This window comes from Embleya sp. L77, from assembly GCF_055557415.1.
Genome location: NZ_CM145710.1, coordinates 2,689,349 through 2,708,269, shown reverse-complemented (window position 1 = coordinate 2,708,269; position 18,921 = coordinate 2,689,349). Strand labels below are relative to the sequence as shown.

Genomic DNA, 18,921 nt, shown 5'->3' with positions numbered 1-18,921 from the left:
ACCACCGGGGCCGTGGCGCAGCGGTCGAGGACCTGCACGGACCGCAGGGGCGGGGTCGATCACGGTGTCGAAGGTCGGCGGACCGCCTCGCCCGCGCCCGCCGGGGGCACGTCCAGGTGTGCCAGCACCCGGTCGACCCGGTGGCGCCAGGTGTGCCGGTCGAGCACCTGGCGTCGGGCCTGCTCGCCGAGCGCGGTGCGCAGCGGTTCGTCGGCGAGGAGTTCGGTGATCGCCTGCGCCCAGGCGGCCGCGTCGGTGGGGGGACGCAGGAGGCAGTTGACCCGGTCGTCCAGGACCTCGCGCAGCACCGGCAGGTCGGAGGCGACGACGGCGCGCCCGTGCGCCATGTACTCGAACATCTTCATCGGCGAGGCCCAACGGCCCGTCTCGCAGTGCCCGTCGGCGGTGTACACCCTGGCCTGGTACGGCGCCAGGACCACGTCGAACAGCGGGTAGTAGGCGCCGACGGTCGCGGGCGGCCGGTGTCCGTGGAAGTGTGCGTTGGCCACGTGGTGCCGGGGCCGGGTCCAGTGCGCGAGGTCTTCGGGGGTGCCGCCGACCAGGTGGAAGTCGAGGTCGGGCAGCCGCCTCGCGAGGTCGAGGACGAGGTCGATGCCGCGCCCCTCGTACAGGTGTCCGACGTAGCCGATCCGCGGCGCGTCCGGCCGCCCCGGCAGTTCCGGCCGGCCACCCGCCCCGCCGCTGCCGTCGGGTGGGTCTGCTCCTTCGGGCGCGACCACGATCGGGAGCCGCGCCGATGCGCCGTACACACGCCGGTATTCGTGTTCGAGCGCCCCGGTGATCACCACGATCCGCGCGAGCACGTCCGCGTGCAGTAGGTCGTGTTCGATGCGCAGGGTGTTCGGGTCGTCCCGCATGCGGTGGGTCTCGTACACCAGGGGTGCGACGCCGACCCCGGCGGTGAGGGCGTACAGGTCGTGGCCGTAGATCAGGTCGGGGGCGTCCCGCACGAGCAGCCTGCGCACCCGTTCGGCGCGTACCCGGTAGCCGGCCGGGGTGTAGTCCGGACTCGACACCGTGCGGATGCGGAACCGGTGGCGGACACCGTAATAGGCATGCGGATTCTCGACGGCGAACGAGCCGGGCGCGGTGTACAGGCTCACCCGGTGGCCGGCCCGGGCGAAGGCGTCGCACATCCGCATGGCGTGCACGCTGTTGGCGTAGACGGAGGGCACGCTTCCCGGGTGCAGATAGGCGATGTGCACGGCCGGCTACGCCCGGACCGATGCGACGGCCGGGCCCCACGTCACGCCGCGTGTCGGGTGGTGCGTCCGGTTGGCGGCGATGCGCTCCTGCTCGGCCCGTCGGCCCACCCGGGCATGCGGACACCGCTCGGGTGCAATGTCGTCCCGCGGCATGTCGGGCTCCCTTCGGCCGGCCGACGTCGCCTCCAAGGGTCGACTTCGGCACCGTCGACGGGAAACGCCACAGCCGCCATGGTGTGGGAGGGAGCGCCCTGCGGACAAGACGGGAACTCCGTTGCCCCGGGCGGCGGGTGAGGTCGGCCGGGCCGAAATCGCCCTTGCGTCCGCACTCGACGTGGTCGGTACGCGGCCGGGCGGCGGGCAACCGGGCAGTCACGCGGTCACGCGGTCACGCGGTCACGCAGCCAGGGGTAGCCACGCAGGCGGCGCGACGCGGTCGCGGGCGTCTCCCCCGGTCGGCGGGGACCGCCCTCTCCCGGCCCCGCGCCCTCCGCGCGACGCCGAGCACCCTGTTTCAGGACAACATCCCGATCACGTTCTCGGTGATGACGCGCACCCGCCGATCCAGCGGAAGCACCCGCGGCCAGTCGACCGTGGCGGCGGTGAAGACCGTGCCGCCGCGGGTGTACAGGCCCACGGTCGCCGCCCGCACGCCACCGCTGCCGTCCTCGCGCACGGCGTGGTGCCAGCCGGCGGCCGGGTCCGTGGGGAGTTCGGCGACCCCCAGGATCGTGAAGTCGACCGGTGTGCCGTCCTCGCCGGTGGCCACGGCCGTTCCCCGCGCGTCGCGGCGCAGCGCGGCACCGTCGCATTCGTAGCCGACCAGGGCGTGTTCGACGCCGAGGAGGTCGCCGTCGCGCAGTCCGGTGCCGGCGAAGAGCGGGTGGTGGGCGTGTTGGACGGTGAAGCCCAGCGGTGTTCGCGGACCGAGCCAGTGGCCGCCGCCGTTGCGGTAGCTGACGCCGATCAGGCTGTTCTCCGGTTCGCTTTCCCACCAGTGGTCGGGGGCGCCGCGGAGCGCGTCGAGATCCGCGCCGAGCACGGCGCCCGGTGGGAACTTGGTGCACGCCAGGGCCGTACCGCCGTCGGTGACCGTGACGCGCCACCAGCAGGTGTTCGCGCCGAAGACGGCGATGTTGCCGCCGCGGTCGCGGAAGGCGGTGACGTGTCGGCGGGTGGGGGCGCTCCAGTACTCGTCGTGGCCGGCGGAGAGCAACAGCCGGTATCCGTCCAGGATTTCCGGCGTGGTGTGCAGGTCCAGGTCGGTGCAGTAGTCGATCGTGTGGCCGTTCGCCTCCAGCCACGCGATGAAGGGCGCGTCCCAGTGCGCGAACGTCTGGCGCGGGGTGCGCGGGTCGTGGGCGTCCGGCCGGCCCTTGACCGGGCCGCCGATGCCGCCGCCGGGACGGCGCAGGTCGACGATCCTGGTGCCACCGGGCGGCGGGGCCGCCCGATGGTGGATCGAGCGGTACAGGCTGCCGCCGCCGCTCTCGTTGTAGGCGTGGTAGGTGAAGATCGGCACCTTGTAGAGGATGCGTGCGGCGGGCACGTGGGGCGTGACCACGAACAACATCCGCCCCGCGCGTGCGTCCACCGCCTCGGCGCTCTGCGGGGCCGGTTCCGGCGGCCCGGCGGCGTCCGCGCGCAGGATGGCCAGGTACACCCCGGAGGGCCAGTCCGCGGGCACCGGGAAGTCGTGGCCGGGCCAGTCCCAGTCCTCGTCGTGGCGGCGGGCGGGCGCATGGCTGCCGTCCGCCTCCAGCGCGGCCATGTGACGCAGCGTGACACCGCATCGGTACACGTCCACCCGGAAGCGACGGGCGCGGGTGGACACGTGCAGGCGCAGGGTGTCGCCGGCGCGGACGCCGGGCCGGGCCGGATAGCCGTCGACGGCGGGCGAAGCCGTCCCGGAGGCGGTCTCGTGGTGCGGATCGGGCATGAGGCGGCTCCGCGGGGCGCTCGAACGACGACCGGCCTGGGCCGGCCGGGTGACCAGGGCTGCCTATCAGGATCCGCGTGGCCCACGCCATGCCAAGGGCGGAATCCGGCCACCGGGCGGAGCGTGGCGGCCGTCCCGACGGGAGTGCGGGGTGTGCCGACCGCACGCGCCCTGCCGTCACTCGTCGTCGCTTGTCGTCTCCGGAAACGAACCGGGTTGCGCCACCGGGGAGTTGCTGCGCGAGGCACGGACCGAGGCGCACCCGAACCCGCGTCCGCCGCCCCGCGCAGCCGGCCGCACGCACCGCCTCGACCCCGACCGTCCGCCGGCCGCGCACCCTCCGCCGGGAACGCCCCGCACACGATCATCATTTTCACAACCGATCGGATGGCCGATCCCATCGGGCGTTGCTACGCTTTCCAGGCGTCGTTCGACGTGTCCCCCAGCCCTTTGCCGCGCGCCTGCCGTGGTCGTGCCGAGGTGTGCGGACGAGGAGGGAATCCCATGCGCCCTGCACAGCTCATTCGCTCCTTCGAGCAGATCACCACCGACCGGCTCGGCTCGGACCGGCCCGTGGTCACCCTCTTCAGCGGCGGATTGGACAGCAGTTACCTGTTGTACCGGCTCCGCTACGGCGGCTTTCCCGAGATCCACGCCGTCAGCATCGACCTGGGCGAGGACGAGAGCAGCGCGGCGAAACAGGCCATCGCCGACCGGCTCGGGGTACGGCTGCACATTCTCGACGGACGGCAGGCATTCGCCGAGGAGTTCGTGCGTCCCGCGATCACCGCGCAGGCCGTGTACCTGGACACCCACCCGGTCAGTTCCACGCTCAGTCGCCCGCTGATCGCGCGGCTGGCCGTGCGGACGGCCCGCGAGTTGGGCGCCTGTGCGGTGCTGCACACGGCCAACCGCTCGCAGAACACGCTGCGCCGGCTCAACGGGGCGCTCGCCCTGCTCGGCTTCGACGGGTGGTACGGCAGCCCGTACGACCTGGAACCGGTCGATCGGGAGCGAAAGATCCGCGAACTCAAGGAAATCGGCCTGGATGAGTTGAGCGATCGTGTGGTCAGTGGCGACTCCAACCTGTGGTGTCGCGAGTTCGAGTCGGGAATCCTGGACGACCCCGAGGAGCACTGCGTACCCGAGCACATGTACCGGTGGAGCGCGATTCGCGACACGGGCGACAACGAGCGCATCGAGATCGGATTCGTGCACGGGGTGCCCCGGTCCGTCGACGGCGTCGAGATGCCGATGGTGGAGTTGGTCGCCGCGCTCAATCGTCGGGTCGGCGCCTTCGGCATCGGCCGCTATGCCGGTCTCGAACACCTCGACGACGGCGAGAAGGTCCTGGAGATCCGCGAAATGCCCGCCGCCTGCCTGCTGTTGCGCTCGTACCGGCAGGTGGAGTCGGCGACCCTGGCGGCGGAGACCATCCGCGAGAAGATGCACCTGGAGCAACTGTGGGTGCGGGAAGCGCTGGAGGGCCGCTGGTTCGGTGAACTACGGTGCGCGGTCCAGTCGTTCATGGACTCCTGCGCGGAGCACACGACCGGTTCCGTCGAGTGGGCGCTGCGCGTCGGTGCGGCCGACACCCGTGGCGTGCACGCGGGGCGACCCACCTACGTGCGCGATCGCGAAGCCTGGGAGAAGGAGTCGATCCGGGCCGAGAGCAGTGCGTACACGTGCGGCTACACGTGTACCCGAGGCGCCGCGTACAGCGGGGTTTGAGCCGCCGCCGATCGGAGGGACCCGCCCATGCTGCACACGACCGTTTCCCCCGCGCACGCCCCCGTCGACGTGTCCGCCTGCCTCCGTCACGTGCGCACCGCATGCCTGCGCAGCGGGCCACCGCGGCTGATCGGGGTCGAATTGGAATGGCTCGTCCAGGACCGCCGCGATCCCGCGCTGCCCGTCGACGAGGCCCGCTTGGCGGGGGCGCTCGACGCGTGTGCCCCCGGGCTGAGGCTGCCGCTGGGCACGGCCCTCAGCCGTGAGCCCGGCGGCCAGGTGGAGCTCAGCTCGCAGCCTGCCGACTCGCTCACCGCGTGCGTTCGGAGCGTGCGCGAGGACCTGCGCACCGTGCGCGCCGCACTGGCGTCGGTCGGATACCGCACGGCCGGGTACGGCGTCGATCCCTGGCGCGAGCCCGCCCGCACCCTGGTGCACCTGCCGCGCTACACCGCCATGGAGCGCCTGTTCGACCGTTGCCATCCCTGGGGCCGGTTCATGATGGGCGCCTCGGCCTCGGTGCAGGTGTGCGTGGATGCCGGTACCGAGGGCCCCGGCCCGTTCGGCCGGCGCCGGCGGTGGCGCCTGGCGCACCTGCTCGGACCGGTGCTGGTCGCCGCCTTCGCCAACTCCCCACTGTTCGAGGGACGACCCACGGGCTGGCGATCCACGCGCCAGGCCATCTGGGCCCGGCTGGACCCCGGCCGCACCCTCGCGCCGCTCCCGGGGCCCGGCACGGACCTGCGCGACGCATGGGCGAGCTACGCCCTCGACGCCAGCGTGATGTGCGTACGCGCCCACGACGAGGACCCGTGGGTCATGCCCGTGGACCTCACTTTCCGCCGTTGGATCGAGGACGCGGGCCGGAACGCGGTCGGCCGCCCGCCGACGCTGGAGGACTTCGAGTACCACCTCGGCACGCTGTTTCCTCCCGTACGTCCCCAGGGATACCTGGAACTGCGCATGATCGACGCCCAACCCGGCGACGACGGCTGGCTCGTGCCGCTCGCGGTGGTGGCCGCGCTCTTCGAGGACCCGGTGGCCGGCCGGGCCGCCGAGCACGCACTCGCCCTGCTCGACGCCCCTCCGGGACCCCCGCCGCGCAACGGATTGTGGCGGCGCGCCGCACGCCGGGGAATGGCCGACCGGCCCCTCCGACACGCCGCGCAGTCCTGCCTCACCGCCGCCTCGGCCGCGCTCGACCGCCGGGGGGCTCCGGAACTGCGCGACCTCGTCGACGAGTTCGTCGACCGCTACGTCGCCCGGGGCCGATGCCCGGCCGATGACCTGCTCGACGCGAGCGAACCGGCCCGCGCCCGGCACACGGCCCGTCCGGAAGGAGCACCGACATGGCCGGCGTGACCGCCGCCGTCGCCCAGATCGGCGCGTACCTGTTCGACACCCCCCGCACCCTGGCCAAGGCGCACGACGTCATCGCCGAGGCGGCCCAGCGCGGTGCGCGCGTCGTCGTGCTCCCGGAGGCATACCTCGGCGGCTACCCCAAGGGCCTGACGTTCGGCGTCACGGTCGGCGCCCGAACCACCCCCGGCCGCGAGGAGTTCCGCCGCTACTTCGAATCGGCCGTCACCGTCCCCGGCCCCGAGACCGACGCCCTGGCCGCGCTCGCCCAGGACCTGGGCATCCATCTCGTGGTCGGCGCGATCGAGCGCTGCGGCGGCACGCTCTACTGCGTCGCGTTGTTCCTCGGGCCCGGCGGATTCCTCGGCAAGCACCGGAAACTGATGCCGACCGCGGGGGAGCGGCTGATCTGGGGCATGGGCGACGGCTCGACGATGCCGGTGATCGACACCGGCAACGGACGGGTGGCGGCTGCCATCTGCTGGGAGAACTACATGCCGCTGTTCCGCACCGCGATGTACGCCAAGGGCGTCGACCTCTGGTGCGCGCCCTCCGTCGACGACCGCGAGAGCTGGCAGGTGACGATGCGTCATATCGCGGTGGAGGGACGCTGCTTCGTCCTGTGCGCCAACCAATACCTGGTCCGCGCCGACCTGCCGTCCGACGTCCACCCCGTGCAGGGCGAGGATCCGGACACGGTCCTCATCGACGGCGGCAGCGTGATCGTCTCGCCGCTCGGCGACGTGCTCGCCGGCCCCCTGCGCGGCGGCGAGGGCATCCTCACCGCCGAACTCGACCTGGCCGACCTCGCCCGCGCCCGCTTCGACCTGGACACGACCGGCCACTACGCCCGCCCGGACGTGTTCACCCTCGTCGTCGACGACCGCCCCAAGCCCGGCGTGGGCCCTCCCCCGTAGCCGGCCGCCGGGCACGCGCGGAAAGCAGCCACCGGGTCGGAACCGACGTGGAGCCACACCGGTCGAGCACGCGTGACAGTCCGGGAGGTCAGCGCATCCGTCGGCGGGTCTGCCTCAGTTCACGGTCGACGGCCCAGGCGTCCCCGACCGGCCCGAGGTGGCCGAGCTTGTCGGGGTTGCTCACCCCGTGGATGCTTTGGACCCGCCCGTCGAGCACTTCGAGAACCAGGGTCTGCAGGATTTTGCCGTCCCGATCGCGCAGGATCGCGCCGGGGCGGTCGTTGATCTCGTGCGGCTCCAGGGTCACATCGATCCGGAGCAGCCACGGGAAGACCTTGCCCAGCAGCCGGGCCACATTCTCCGCACCCAGGACCGCCCTGGCCAGTTGCGGGGCCCTGCCGCCGCCGTCCCCGACCAACTGCACGTCGGCGGCCAACAGGTTCCGGAGCCCGTCCACGTCGCCGTTCTTCAGCGCGTCGAAGAACCGGGTCGCCAGTTCCTGTCGCTCCCGACGGTCCGCTTCGAACCGCGGCCGTCCGGCCTGCATGTGCCGCCGTGCCCGCACCAGCAGTTGCCGGCATGCCGACTCCGAACGCCCCACCGCCGCGGCGACGTCCTCGAACCCGAAGGCGAACACCTCCCGCAGCACGAACACCGCCCGCTCCAGCGGGCTGAGCCGCTCCAGCAGCAGGAGCGCCGCCATCGACACCGAGTCGGCCAACTCCACCGACCGTGCCGGATCCTGATACGGATCGTTCAGCAGCGGCTCGGGAAACCACGGCCCGACGTACTCCTCGCGCCGGACGCGGGCCGAGCGCAACACGTCGATCGAGATCCGGGTCACCACGGCGGACAGGAACGCCTTGGTCGAGGTGGGCCGAGTCGCCGAGCCGTCGAAGCGCAGCCACGTCTCCTGCACCGCGTCCTCGGCCTCGCTCACGCTGCCCAGGATCCGGTAGGCGATCGAGAACAGCAGCGGCCGCAACCCCTCGAAGTCCTCGACCTTGCTCACGCCGAATTCCCTTCCCCGCAGCCCTCCCACCCGGTCGTACGCGCCGACGCGGGCGGGTTGTCGTTCTCGGCCGATCCGCCGGCAGGTCACCCTAATGCCCCCGAGCCCCGGGACCCGAGCCCCGGGACCCGGTGGACCCGCACCCGGTCCCGGGGCTCGTTGCCGGCGCCGGTGACGGTCAGTGGAACTGCCCGACCTCGTAGTTGCCGGCCGGCTGCCGGGTGATGACGTTCAGCCGGTTCACCGTGTTCATGAAGGAAACCAGGATCACCAGGGCGGTCAGCTGCTCCTCGTCGTAGTGCTTGGCGGCACCTGCCCACACCTCGTCGGTGACCCCGCCGGCCCCGTCCGCGATCCGAGTCCCCTGCTCCGCCAGTTCCAGTGCGGCCCGCTCGGCCTCGGTGAACACCGTCGCCTCCCGCCACGCCGCCACCAGGTTCAGCCGTACCGCACTCTCGCCGGCCGCGTCGGCCTCCTTGGTGTGCATGTCGATGCAGACGGCGCAGCCGTTGATCTGACTCACCCTCAGTGCCACCAGTTCCTGCGTCGCGGCCGGCAGCGGCGAGTCCTTGATGGCCTTGCCTGCCGACATGAGGTACTTGAAGACTTTGCTGTCGGTGGCGCCGCCGAAGAAGTTCAGTCGCGCGTCCATGATGTGCTCCCTCGTGGTCGTCGATGGCTACACCCCCTGAGACGAGGCAGCCGAACCCCCTGTGACACCAACCGATGTGACCCACATCTCCCACCTCACCCACCAGGCCCGGAGGGCTGTGCCGGGACGCGTACCTCCCGAATCACCCGGGCGACGAGGGCCCGGCGAGCCTGCTCCGGCTGTGCGAGCGCACCGAGGCGGAGCAACCCGTCGGACCCGGCGGCGGCCTCGGCGTCAGGCCAGGGTCAGGGCTCCGGCCCAGGGCGATCGGGGAGGGCCGGGAGTGGCGGAGGTGTGTAGGGCCGGCGCGATGCCGGCGGCGCCCTCCAGGAATCCCGGGCGGTCGATCGGGTGGTGGGACCGTCCCCGGTCCGGCACGGTCGCCCCCGGTTCGCTGCGGGTCGCCGGCGTAGGCTGCCGGGAGTGCGGCGGACCGGATCCCGGGGCGGTCAGGACCGGAGTTCGGCCGACGAACCGATGTGGGTGGACATGATCGAGACGAACGGACGGACACCGCGCATGGATTCCGGCAAGACATCGCCCGAGGCCCTGATCGCATCGCTCGACGACGCAAACGCCCGGCTCTTCGTACGGCTGCTCGGCCGCCCCGACGGCCACGACATGCTCTACCGCATCAGCGGAAAGGTGCACAACCACGTGCCCGGCGACGTGCACGGAAAGGTCTTCCCGCACGGTGGCGTGCTGTTCGGTGTCGAGGGCTACAACATCCGCCGGCTGATCAACCCGCCGGGCACCGAAGACCTGCACCTGGTCTCCCGCGAAATCGTCTTCTACACCGACCCGAAGGACGGCACCGTCCTGACCGAGTGGACGAACCCGCTGGACGGCCGCACCCGTCCCCTGCCGCCGATCGCCAACGACCGCGTGCAGCTGTCGTATCGCATCCGTGCCGGCGCCCTGTACGCGCTGTTCGGACCCGCCGAAGTGCCGTTGGCCGGCTCGGTGGCCCCGCAGCGAGTCCAGCGCAACCTGGTGTGGACCCTGGACGTGCCTCCCGTCTACCGCCTCGCCGACCGCTACGGCATCGACGACGACTTCGGCCTTGCCAACTCGACCTACACATCATGGGAGTTGTTCGACTTCCTCGTGCACGAGGACGACGCCCGCGCCCACTCCGGTGCCGACGCCGATGCCCCGAAGGGAGCGCTGCCCGTCACCAACTGCTGGAGCCGGATCTGCCCGTACGTGCCGGCGATGGGCATCGCGGAGAGCGAGACGCCGGGCAACCTCGTCTACCACGCACGCGCCTGGACGCTGGACGGCTTCGACGCGCTCGAACCGTGGCTGGCCGACCTCGTACGCACCCACTATCCGCTGTACACGAGCGCCCCCGAAGCACCGGGCACCGCACCCAACACCACCACCTGGACCGCGTTCCACGCCGGCGAACTGGCCCCGCGCGGCCTCACCTGGCGCGAATGGCGCGACACGACCCACTGAGCCGCTCAGCCGCGCCCGCACCGGCGTCCTCGGCGCGCGTGCCTGCCGGTCCCGCGCCGCATTCGTCGGTGTCGGGGCGCAGCTTCGTCCGCGCGCCTCGACACCGACGAGACGCCGGCCGGGCACGCACGGGTCCGACATCGACACGTTCACCCGTCTCCCCGGTACGGGTGCGGACTCCTTCGACCCGGGCCATCATGAAGACCGCCCGAGGAGAAGGCGGCATATGTCCATGATTGTTGCGGAAGGCCTCACCAAGAGGTACGGCGCGAAGACGGCTGTCGACGACATCAGCTTCGAGGTTCACCCCGGTCGGGTCACCGGGTTCCTCGGCCCCAACGGCGCGGGCAAGTCCACCACCATGCGAATGATCCTGGGCCTGGACCGGCCCAGCGCCGGCCGGGTGACGGTGGACGGTCGGGCCTACCGGGACCTGGCCGCACCGATGCTGGAGGTCGGGGCGCTCATCGACGCCAAGGCCCTGCACGGCGGTCGAACCGCCCGGGATCACCTGGTGGTGCTGGCCAAGTCGAACGGCATTCCCCTCTCGCGGGTGGACGAGGTCCTGGACACGGTCGGGCTCGCCTCGGTCGCCGGGAAGCGCTCGGGCGGTTTCTCCCTGGGCATGGGTCAGCGCCTGGGCATTGCCGGCGCACTGCTCGGCGACCCCCGGGTGTTGCTGTTCGACGAGCCCGTGAACGGGCTCGACCCCGAGGGGATCCTGTGGATCCGGAACCTGATGAAGCGACTCGCCGGCGAGGGCCGCACCGTCTTCGTCTCCTCGCACCTGATGAACGAGATGGCCGTCACCGCCGACCACCTTCTGGTCATCGGCCGCGGGAGGATCCTCGCCGACACGGGCGTGGCACAGTTCATCGCGGAGAACTCGATCAGCCACGTGAAAGTACGCTCGCCGCAGGCGGACCGGCTCGCCGAACTCGCGGCGGACGCGGGCTGGCGGGTGAACCGGGACCCGGCGGGCGCGCTGCTGATCCAGGGCGTGAGTACCGATCGGGTCGGCGACCTCGCCGGGCACAACGGGGTGTTCCTGCACGAGCTGGCGAAGGTCGAGGCCTCGCTCGAGGAGGCGTTCATGCGGCTCACCGCCGACAGCGTCGAATACCACACCGGCGGCACGCCCTCGGAGCCCGCCGTGGCGGTCCCGGGCTGGGGTCCGCCGACCACCGCCGACCGGATCGGATGAGGCCGCCATGACGACGACCGCGCCCACCACTTTCGCGCGCGCCCCGCGGCTGACCTTCGCCCGGATCCTGGACTCCGAGTGGGCCAAGATCAAAACCGTACGCTCGACCCTGTGGACCCTGCTCGCCCTGTTCGTGGTGAGCGTCCTGATCAGCTGGGGCATCGCCGCCCTGGCGGCGGGCGACGTGGCCAAGGACGTGGCCGAGGGGCAGAAGAGCGACGCTCCCGACCTGCTCACCGTGGGCGTCGCCTTCGGCCAGATCGCCGCCCTGGTGCTCGGGGTGATGTCGATGACGGCCGAGTACTCGACCGGCATGATCCGGACCAGTCTGACCGCGGTGCCCCGGCGCGCCTCGATGCTCGCCGCCAAGGTCCTGGTACTGGCCCTCGTCCTGTTCGTGGTCGGGGCGGTGACCGGGTTCTGTTGCTACTTCCTGGCCGATCCGATGCTCGACGCCAAGCACGTCGGTGTCGGCCTCGGCGAACCCGGCGTGCTCCGGTCGTTGTTCGGCACGGGTCTGTATCTGGCCGTCCTGGGCCTGTTCGGCATGGCGCTCGGCGTCCTGTTGCGGCACACCGCCGGCGCCATCACCCTGGGCATCGCGCTGATCTTCGTGGTCGGCGGCGTGGTGGGCCTGATCCCCGGCAGGACCGGCGACTGGATCGCCAAGCTGATGCCCGCCAACGCCGGCGGACAGATCATGGCGGTCCGAGCCGCGGACAAGATGCTGCAACCGTGGACGGGCTTCGCGGTCTTCGTCGCCGAGACCCTGGTCCTGCTGCTCCTGGGCGCGCTGCTGCTGGAGAAGCGCGACGCCTGACCCGCCGGCGACGCGGCGTACGGGCGGGCCGCACCCCGTCCCGCCCGCCGCGCCGGTGCGCGAGTGCCTCGTCGCCCGGGGCACGGGCCACCCCGATCGGGCGAATATGCCGCACGGCCGGCCGATCACAACACTCGGGTGGCCCGCAGGAGGCGCCATACCGCTGCCACGCGGACCCGATCCTGGAAGGCCACGTACTCCGGTTCGCACACGTGCGGAGCCCATTTGAGCTTGAACGCCTCCTGCGTCCGCGCCGGGTAGAGCCGGCGCCCGCGTGTGGCCCCTTGCCGGATCGCCCACCCGAGCAGGGCGGAGGCGCAGGGCTGTTCGTGCTCGTCCGCCAGCCCGACGAAGGGGGCGAGTCCGAGGTGGAGCCAGCCCGCGCCCTCCTCGGTGAACCGCTCCAACGCCGTGAGGGTGATCAGTTCGTGGGTGCCGACGGGGGCCTGTGGGCAGCGTCGCGACAGGTCGCACAACCACCCCGGGCGGCTTCCCCAGGCCGGCGCGTAGGTGATGTAGGCGACGATCTCCCCGCGGTGTCGGGCCAGGAACGTACGGCGCAGCGTCCGGCCGATTCCGCCGTGTTCGCCGACCATGAAGGACAGTTGCCGCACGAGGCGTCCCTTGTCGCGCAACCACTGCCGGTCGATGCGATCCAGGGTGTCTCGCTCCGGCAGGCCCTCGTCCGCCACCTCGGTGACGGTGACGCCTTCCCGCCGGGCCCGGGAGACGTTCTGGCGGACCTTGGCCAGGGGTTTTCCGCGCAGCGTGAAGCGGGACAGGTCGATGCCGTAGGCGACACCGAGCTGGTTGACCGCGAAACCGCGGTCGGCGTAGAGCGGGACGTCGTGCGACCGAAGCTGGACGGCGGTCAGTGCCTTCCGCCGGCCGGGACCGCGGTCCAGCGCGTGCAGGTACTCGTCGAGCAGGGGCCCTCGGTCCCCGGGCGCCGCGAAGGGACCGGCGAACTGGAGGTGGTGACGCTCCCCCGGCAAGAACGCGACGAGTCCGCGCACGCCGCTGCCGTAGTAGTGCCGGGTCCGGGCGTTGACCGCCAGGAAGGCGCTCGGGTGGTCGGCGTAGGCGCGCAACAACCCGATCGGATCCTGTTCGCCCGACATCGGGACGGCGGCCTGCGTCGCCGCCCCCGCGCGACCGGTGGTGGCGCTGGGGCGGCTCTCGCCGGCCGCGCCGCCCTGCGTCGGCAGCACGCCGTCGCGGCCGTCGCTGCCCGTACCCTTTCCGCGGCGCCCGTCGATCCGGACGGAAGACGGCTCTTCTGTGCCGAAGGTCATGGCTTCCCTAAGCTGAGACGGTCATGTCGCAAGGACAAACGAGCCGTCCGGACGTGCTGACACGCCTTCGCCCGGAAATCGCCGGGAGTTTCACTCGATCCATGCCGTGTGCGTCCCGCCCGGCGGGGGGCCGTGGTTCGACGGATGCGTCGACGGGTGGCCGGGCCGGTCGGCGTCGTGCCGGGTTCGTGCGGCGACGGTAGGGTTCGGGGGTGACCGAGACGTTCGCGAAGGACACCGGCCGTCCGCGTCGGGGGCGGCGCGAGTCGCGCCCCTCGGGCGACGATCGGGAGCAGGCGATCCTGGCCACCGCCGAGCGGTTGCTCGGCGAGCGGAGCCTGGGCGAGATCTCCGTCGACGACCTGGCCCGCGGCGCGGGCATCTCCCGGCCCACGTTCTACTTCTACTTCGCCTCCAAGGAGGCGGTCCTGCTGACCCTGATCGACCGGGTCGTCGCCGAGGCCGACGCCGCCTCCTCGGCTCCCCCCGCCGAACCGCCCGCGGACCGAACGGCCCACTGGCGCACGGTGATCGACGCGTTCCTCGCCACGTTCCAAGCGCACCGCGCGGTGACCCTGGCCGCGGCCCAGGCGCGCGGCGGCAATCCCGAGGTGCGCGAGTTGTGGGCCCGGGTGATGGAGACGTGGGTACGACAGGCGGCCCACGCGATCGACTCCGAACGCGACCGGGGCGCGGCGCCCGACGGGCTGCCCGCCCGCGACCTGGCGATCGCGCTCACCTCGATGACCGAGCGCGTGCTGCACGCGACGTTCGCCGCCGAACAACCCGCCCTGGCCGAGGATCGCGTCGTCGACACCCTGCTCGGGATCTGGCTCGCGAGCATCTACCAGGCCCCCACACCGCCGCCGGGGTGATGCGGACGGGACGACCGGGCACGCGGCGGCGTCCCGGCACGGGGCGTCGGATCCGAACTCCATTGCCCTCGCGTGGAGGACGGTCGATCGGCCGCCCGAGGCCGATGCGTTGCCGGTACCCCGACGCGGCGCCGTGCCGCCGTCGTCGGGATCCGAAGTGCCCGCGCCGGCACGCGAATCGCCCGGCCGACGCGAGGCCGGCCCGGGCGTACGCCGGTGGGCGGGACCCCCTGAGGAGTCCCGCCCACCGATATGACGTCGATCGCGTTCGCGGGCCGGCTACGGCCGATTCTCGACCGTGATCGCCTCGGCGTCCGAATGCACCAGGAGATGGTGCCTGGTGTCCGGCTGGTCGGACAACCAGGCGATCCGGTTCTCCACGTCCACCACGACCCGGGCGGGGTGTTCGCCGTGCGCGCGGGCCACGTGCTCACGCATCGCGACCTCCTCCGCGTGCAGTCGGGCCGGCGCCCCGGCCGGCAGACCGTAGACGTAGGCCAGCCCGCCGGTGGGCCAGTCGGCCTGTTCCAGGACCGCCCGGTCCAGCCGGCTGGCGCCCCCGACCACCTGGGACAGGCTCATCTTCGGCGCGGGTCGGCGCTCCAGGAGGAAGGCCCGCCGATCGGCGCCGGATTGCAGTTCCAGCACACTCGGCGGGGAGACCATGCTGACGTTGCGGAACGCGGCACACAGCCGGTCCCCCGCCAGGACCTGGAAGTCGACGAAGAGCAGGTCGCCCTCGGATCCGGCCGGACGGGCCTCCACCCGCAGTTGCCCCTCCGTGGGGAACGGGGCGAAGAGGTCCATCCGGACCAGGCCGTGCGGATAGGGGACCACGTTGGGCCCGACCTGCGGGTAGGGCAACCAGAACACCCGATCGGCGATGATGTGCGTCGCCGCGTCGAGCAGCCCGGGGTGGGTGAAGGTACCGGGTACCGAACCCCGTTGCGCGTCCAGGACGCCGACCGCGCCGGCGCTGCCGTAGCCGACCTCGGTGAGGTACCGGAAGGCCGGGCCGTGCGGCAGGCGGTTGGTGAGGTACGGCAGGTCGGCCCGCCGGGCATCGGTGAGCGGCGGCAGCGGAGCCGGTGTGTCGGGCCGCTCGAACGTGATCGTCGCCTCGGCGACGAGTTCGAACCGGGACAGTGCCTCGTTCCGGGCCGGTCGCCACATCAGCAGGCTGACGTGCACGTCCCGACCCCGATCGGGCAACGGCTCGACCCGGGTGAGCAGACGCGTGGGACTGACCACCGGGATCCAGCGCTGAAGCCGCAACTCCCGCAGGCCGGTTGCCCGGAGACCGGTGTACGTGCTCGCCGCCTGGAACAGGTGGTCCACCGTGCACATCATCGGCAGCACCGGCAACGTCCAGGTGGGGCAGTGGTCCAGCACCCACGGATCGCCATCGGGACTGACCACGAACTCGCGCTCGGCCGGGCCGGGTTGCGGAGCCGGAATCGGGGCGGCGGCGACCTCGGCGACCGGCTCGACCGGCGGGACGGGGGCGGGCGGGCCGACCGGGCCGCCCGGCGGGATCGGGGCGGCCGGTGCTCCCGGTGCCCCCGGTCCCGCCGAGTCCGCTACGAGTGCGTGCGCCTGCGGGTGATGCGGCTGCTGGAACACGCCGGCGACGTCGAGCAGTGCCCGAGTCGCCTGCCGCTGCACCTCCAGGAACAGCAGGTGGTTCTCGTGCCGGGTGTTCATGAACTGCACATGCGACCTGCCGACGGCCCGTTGGTGCGCACTGAGCGCGGTGGGCACCAGCGTCTCCTCGACCGAGCCCGAGGCGTGTACCGAAACCGACGCGTCGACCGGGACCGCCGCGACGACCGGGACCGGCGCCGGGAGCGGAGCCCGGGCCGTCGCCGGCGCGGGTACGCCGATCTCGACCGCCGGCACCGGGCGGGCCGCGGGCAGCGCCACGAGTTCCCGCGCCGGTCGCGCCTCCTGGAGCCGAAGCACGGTCCGGAGGTCGAAGAAGGCGATGCTGGACAACAGCCGGGCGGGCGCCTGTCCGGCGGCCCGGCGCCCCAGGGTCGCGTGGCCCGTCGCGGCCGGAGCCGTGTCCCCCGCGGTCAGGAACAGTTCGGCCGGCGGCGCCCCGAGCGGGGAGACGGTCACCTTCGCCTTGGCCAACTCCGGCTGTGCGAGCGCCGGGGCGCCCACGGTCGGCACGGTTCGGTGGTACAGGGCCACGGTCGCGCACGCGACGCCGAGCAGGCCGGCGGCGCAGTGCGGGCGACCGAACAGGCCGGAGGGATCCAGCCGGGCCGGCTGCTCCGCCGGTGCGGGCGACGGATCGAGGTCGCCGACCACCAGATCGACGGCGGCCCGCGTCGTGTCGACGGCCGGGTCGTCGGGCTGCGGGTCGATCACGGCGAGGACGGGGTCGCCGTCCCGGCGGGCGTGGTCGAGCCGCTTGAGCGCCAGCACCACGGCCGCGTTGCCCTCGGCTCCGGGGAGTCCGAGGTCGCGGACGACCGCTCGGTGCACCACCGTGGAGGCGAGGTCGACCGCGCCCACGAGCGCCGCGTCCGCGGCTCCGCTGCCGATCGCGTCGACCGCGAGGTCGAGCGCACGGATACCGGAAGCCTCCTCCGCACAGACCGCGACGCTGGCGTCGGTCAGCCGAAGCTGCGCGCTGATCCGGTTGGCGGCGATGTTGCCCAGGCCCCCGAGGGACCACGGCGGGCAGTTCAACGGGTCGGCGACGCGGTCCTCGGAGGACGCTTCGGCCGCCGCCGACCGGCGGGCCTCCAGGGTGGTGCGGTTGTGCCAGACGGAGAACTCGGCGTGCACGGTCGCGCTGCCGACGCCCACGAGCACCATGGTGCGCTCGTCCGGCAGGGTCACCGCGCGGGCGGCGTCGCGGGCGGCCTCCAGCACCAACAGGTGTTCGCCGGAGGTCTGGAGCATGTCGTTGGGCGGCATGCGCAGGCCGTCCACCCGCAGTTCTACCGTGCGCGGCGGCCGCAACCTGGGCTCGCCTTCCAGCAGGGCCTCGACGAAGTCGCCGGTGGTGTCGCCGTCGCCGACGCGCGCGCCGAGGCCGACGATCGCCACCTGGTGCCGGCGGCGCCCGGCGGGGCCGGGCACGGCCCCGCCGGGGAAGGAGGTGGAGGCCCGGTCGGCGGTGTTCCAGGCGTCCACGACCAGGTGCGCGTTGACCCCGCCGAAGCCGAATCCGCTGACCGCGGCGCGCCGGAGCCCCTGCCATTCCTCCGGCTGGGCCAGTGGCCGCAAGGGTGTGCCGCGCATGGCCTCGTTGGCCTCGTCGGCCCCCACGGTCGGCGGCAGTGTGCCGTGCTCCATCGCGCCCAGCACCTTGAGCAGGGCGGCGCCCGACGCGGCGGTGAGCGGATGGCCCAGGTTGCCCTTGACCGAACCGATCGGCAGGTCCTTGCGTTCGGCGAAGATCCGGGCCGCACAGCCCAGTTCCACGGTGTCCCCGACCGCGGTGCCGGTGGCGTGGCATTCCAGCAGGGACACCGTCCTGGGGTCGATGCCCGCGGCCTGGTAGGCCAGGCTCATCGCGCGTTGTTGTTGCCCCCCGTCCGGGACGAGCATGCCGCCCCGGCCGCCGTCGTTGGTGGCCCCGATGCCGCGGATCACCCCCAGCACGGGTACGTCCGCGGCCAGGGCATCCTCCAGCCGCATCAGGGCGACCATCGCGGTTCCCTCGGCGGGGACCAGGCCGTCGGCCTCCCGGTGGAAGGGCCGGGAGCGGGCACTGGGGCTCAATGCGCCCAGTCGGCCCATGCCGTGGCTGATGATCTCGGGCGCGCCGCCGTTGAGCGCGCCGGCGACCATCAGGTCCGCCTGCCGGAAGTGCAGCTTCCGGCAGGCGAGTTCGATCGCGTACAGCGCCGACGCGCAGGCCGCCTCCAGGACCACCGCGCCGGCGCGCAGTTCGAAGGCCTGGGCGACGAGTTGCGCCGGGAGCCCGAAGCAGAATCGGCTCATCGGGATCGGCTCGTGCCGGTCGTGCCGGGGCCATTCGGCCCGGACCTCGGCCGGCTGGGAGCGCAACCAGACGTCCTCGGCGTAGGCGACCATCGACGTGGTCGGGCACGAGATGTTGCCCAGCACCAGGCCGGTGCGTCGGTGCAGGCCGAGGCGGTCGACCTCGGCGAGCGCCTGCCGGGTCGCGTGCACGACCCAGCGCACGGTCGGGTCGAGGCCCTTGATCCGCTCGGCGTCGATGGCCAGGCCGTACGGGTCGAAGCGCTCCTCGAACCCGGTGACGTGGCCGAACACGGTGCTCGCGGGGTCGGCCCCGCTCCACCCGGGTCCCGCTGTCGGGCGCCCGATGGAGAACGGGGTCAGTCGTACCGCGCCGGAGACGACGGTGTCCCACAGCTCGGCGGGATTGTGCGCTCCGGGCAGGACGCAACCGCGTCCCACGATGGCGATGGCGGGGAAGTTCATGC

Annotated in this window: 13 protein-coding genes; 7 read left to right on the top strand and 6 right to left on the bottom strand. The window is 72.6% G+C overall.

The window, feature by feature from the left end; translation table 11 throughout:
• Window positions 1–59: 59 nt before the first annotated feature.
• Both ACZOOI_RS41445 and ACZOOI_RS41440 read right to left on the bottom strand, forming a co-directional pair.
• The gene (locus tag ACZOOI_RS41445) at window positions 60–1,226 is read right to left on the bottom strand and encodes a glycosyltransferase family 4 protein (RefSeq protein ID WP_465281984.1); all 1,167 of its coding nucleotides are present in this window, start codon (window positions 1,224–1,226) and stop codon (window positions 60–62) included.
• A 514-nt stretch (window positions 1,227–1,740) separates the two neighbouring features.
• Window positions 1,741–3,165, bottom strand: a complete 1,425-nt coding sequence (locus tag ACZOOI_RS41440; protein WP_465281983.1) for a N,N-dimethylformamidase beta subunit family domain-containing protein — start codon at window positions 3,163–3,165, stop codon at window positions 1,741–1,743.
• A gap of 504 nt (window positions 3,166–3,669) precedes the next feature.
• On the opposite strand from ACZOOI_RS41440, the gene ACZOOI_RS41435 reads away from it, so the two are divergent.
• From ACZOOI_RS41435 to ACZOOI_RS41425, 3 genes are read left to right on the top strand one after another with little or no spacing between them, the layout of a single operon-like run.
• The gene (locus ACZOOI_RS41435; protein ID WP_465281982.1) at window positions 3,670–4,896 is read left to right on the top strand and encodes an argininosuccinate synthase-related protein; all 1,227 of its coding nucleotides are present in this window, start codon (window positions 3,670–3,672) and stop codon (window positions 4,894–4,896) included.
• A gap of 27 nt (window positions 4,897–4,923) precedes the next feature.
• A complete protein-coding gene (egtA, locus tag ACZOOI_RS41430) occupies window positions 4,924–6,258 on the top strand; it encodes an ergothioneine biosynthesis glutamate--cysteine ligase EgtA (protein WP_465281981.1) in 1,335 nt (444 codons plus the stop codon).
• On the top strand, window positions 6,246–7,172 hold the full coding sequence (locus tag ACZOOI_RS41425; protein ID WP_465281980.1) for a nitrilase-related carbon-nitrogen hydrolase: 927 nt from the start codon (window positions 6,246–6,248) through the stop codon (window positions 7,170–7,172). The genes egtA and ACZOOI_RS41425 overlap by 13 nt, the downstream gene beginning before the upstream one ends.
• An 88-nt stretch (window positions 7,173–7,260) precedes the next feature.
• Here the strand turns inward: ACZOOI_RS41425 and ACZOOI_RS41420 are convergent, their stop codons facing one another.
• Both ACZOOI_RS41420 and ACZOOI_RS41415 read right to left on the bottom strand, forming a co-directional pair.
• Window positions 7,261–8,184 carry an RNA polymerase sigma-70 factor gene (locus ACZOOI_RS41420; protein ID WP_465281979.1) on the bottom strand — a complete coding sequence of 308 codons (924 nt, stop codon included), beginning with the start codon at window positions 8,182–8,184 and terminating at the stop codon, window positions 7,261–7,263.
• 178 nt (window positions 8,185–8,362) lie between these two features.
• Window positions 8,363–8,836 carry a carboxymuconolactone decarboxylase family protein gene (locus tag ACZOOI_RS41415; protein ID WP_465281978.1) on the bottom strand — a complete coding sequence of 158 codons (474 nt, stop codon included), beginning with the start codon at window positions 8,834–8,836 and terminating at the stop codon, window positions 8,363–8,365.
• A gap of 489 nt (window positions 8,837–9,325) precedes the next feature.
• Between ACZOOI_RS41415 and ACZOOI_RS41410 the strand changes: the two genes are divergently transcribed.
• The 3 genes from ACZOOI_RS41410 (at window position 9,326) to ACZOOI_RS41400 (ending at window position 12,321) form a co-directional block, all read left to right on the top strand.
• The gene (locus ACZOOI_RS41410; protein ID WP_465281977.1) at window positions 9,326–10,297 is read left to right on the top strand and encodes a DUF1838 family protein; all 972 of its coding nucleotides are present in this window, start codon (window positions 9,326–9,328) and stop codon (window positions 10,295–10,297) included.
• 232 nt (window positions 10,298–10,529) lie between these two features.
• The gene (locus tag ACZOOI_RS41405) at window positions 10,530–11,501 is read left to right on the top strand and encodes an ATP-binding cassette domain-containing protein (RefSeq protein WP_465281976.1); all 972 of its coding nucleotides are present in this window, start codon (window positions 10,530–10,532) and stop codon (window positions 11,499–11,501) included.
• A gap of 7 nt (window positions 11,502–11,508) precedes the next feature.
• A complete protein-coding gene (locus ACZOOI_RS41400) occupies window positions 11,509–12,321 on the top strand; it encodes an ABC transporter permease (protein WP_465281975.1) in 813 nt (270 codons plus the stop codon).
• Window positions 12,322–12,446: 125 nt separating this feature from the next.
• Here the strand turns inward: ACZOOI_RS41400 and ACZOOI_RS41395 are convergent, their stop codons facing one another.
• Entirely contained in the window at window positions 12,447–13,616 is a 1,170-nt protein-coding gene (locus ACZOOI_RS41395; protein WP_465281974.1) for a phosphatidylglycerol lysyltransferase domain-containing protein, read from the bottom strand.
• Window positions 13,617–13,828: 212 nt separating this feature from the next.
• Here ACZOOI_RS41395 and ACZOOI_RS41390 point away from each other — a divergent pair, with 212 nt between their 5' ends.
• Window positions 13,829–14,491, top strand: coding sequence for a TetR/AcrR family transcriptional regulator (locus ACZOOI_RS41390; protein WP_465281973.1), 663 nt, complete (start codon window positions 13,829–13,831; stop codon window positions 14,489–14,491).
• A 279-nt stretch (window positions 14,492–14,770) separates the two neighbouring features.
• On the opposite strand, the gene ACZOOI_RS41385 is transcribed toward ACZOOI_RS41390, so the two are convergent.
• Window positions 14,771–18,919, bottom strand: a complete 4,149-nt coding sequence (locus ACZOOI_RS41385; protein ID WP_465281972.1) for a hotdog fold thioesterase — start codon at window positions 18,917–18,919, stop codon at window positions 14,771–14,773.
• Window positions 18,920–18,921: the final 2 nt, after the last annotated feature.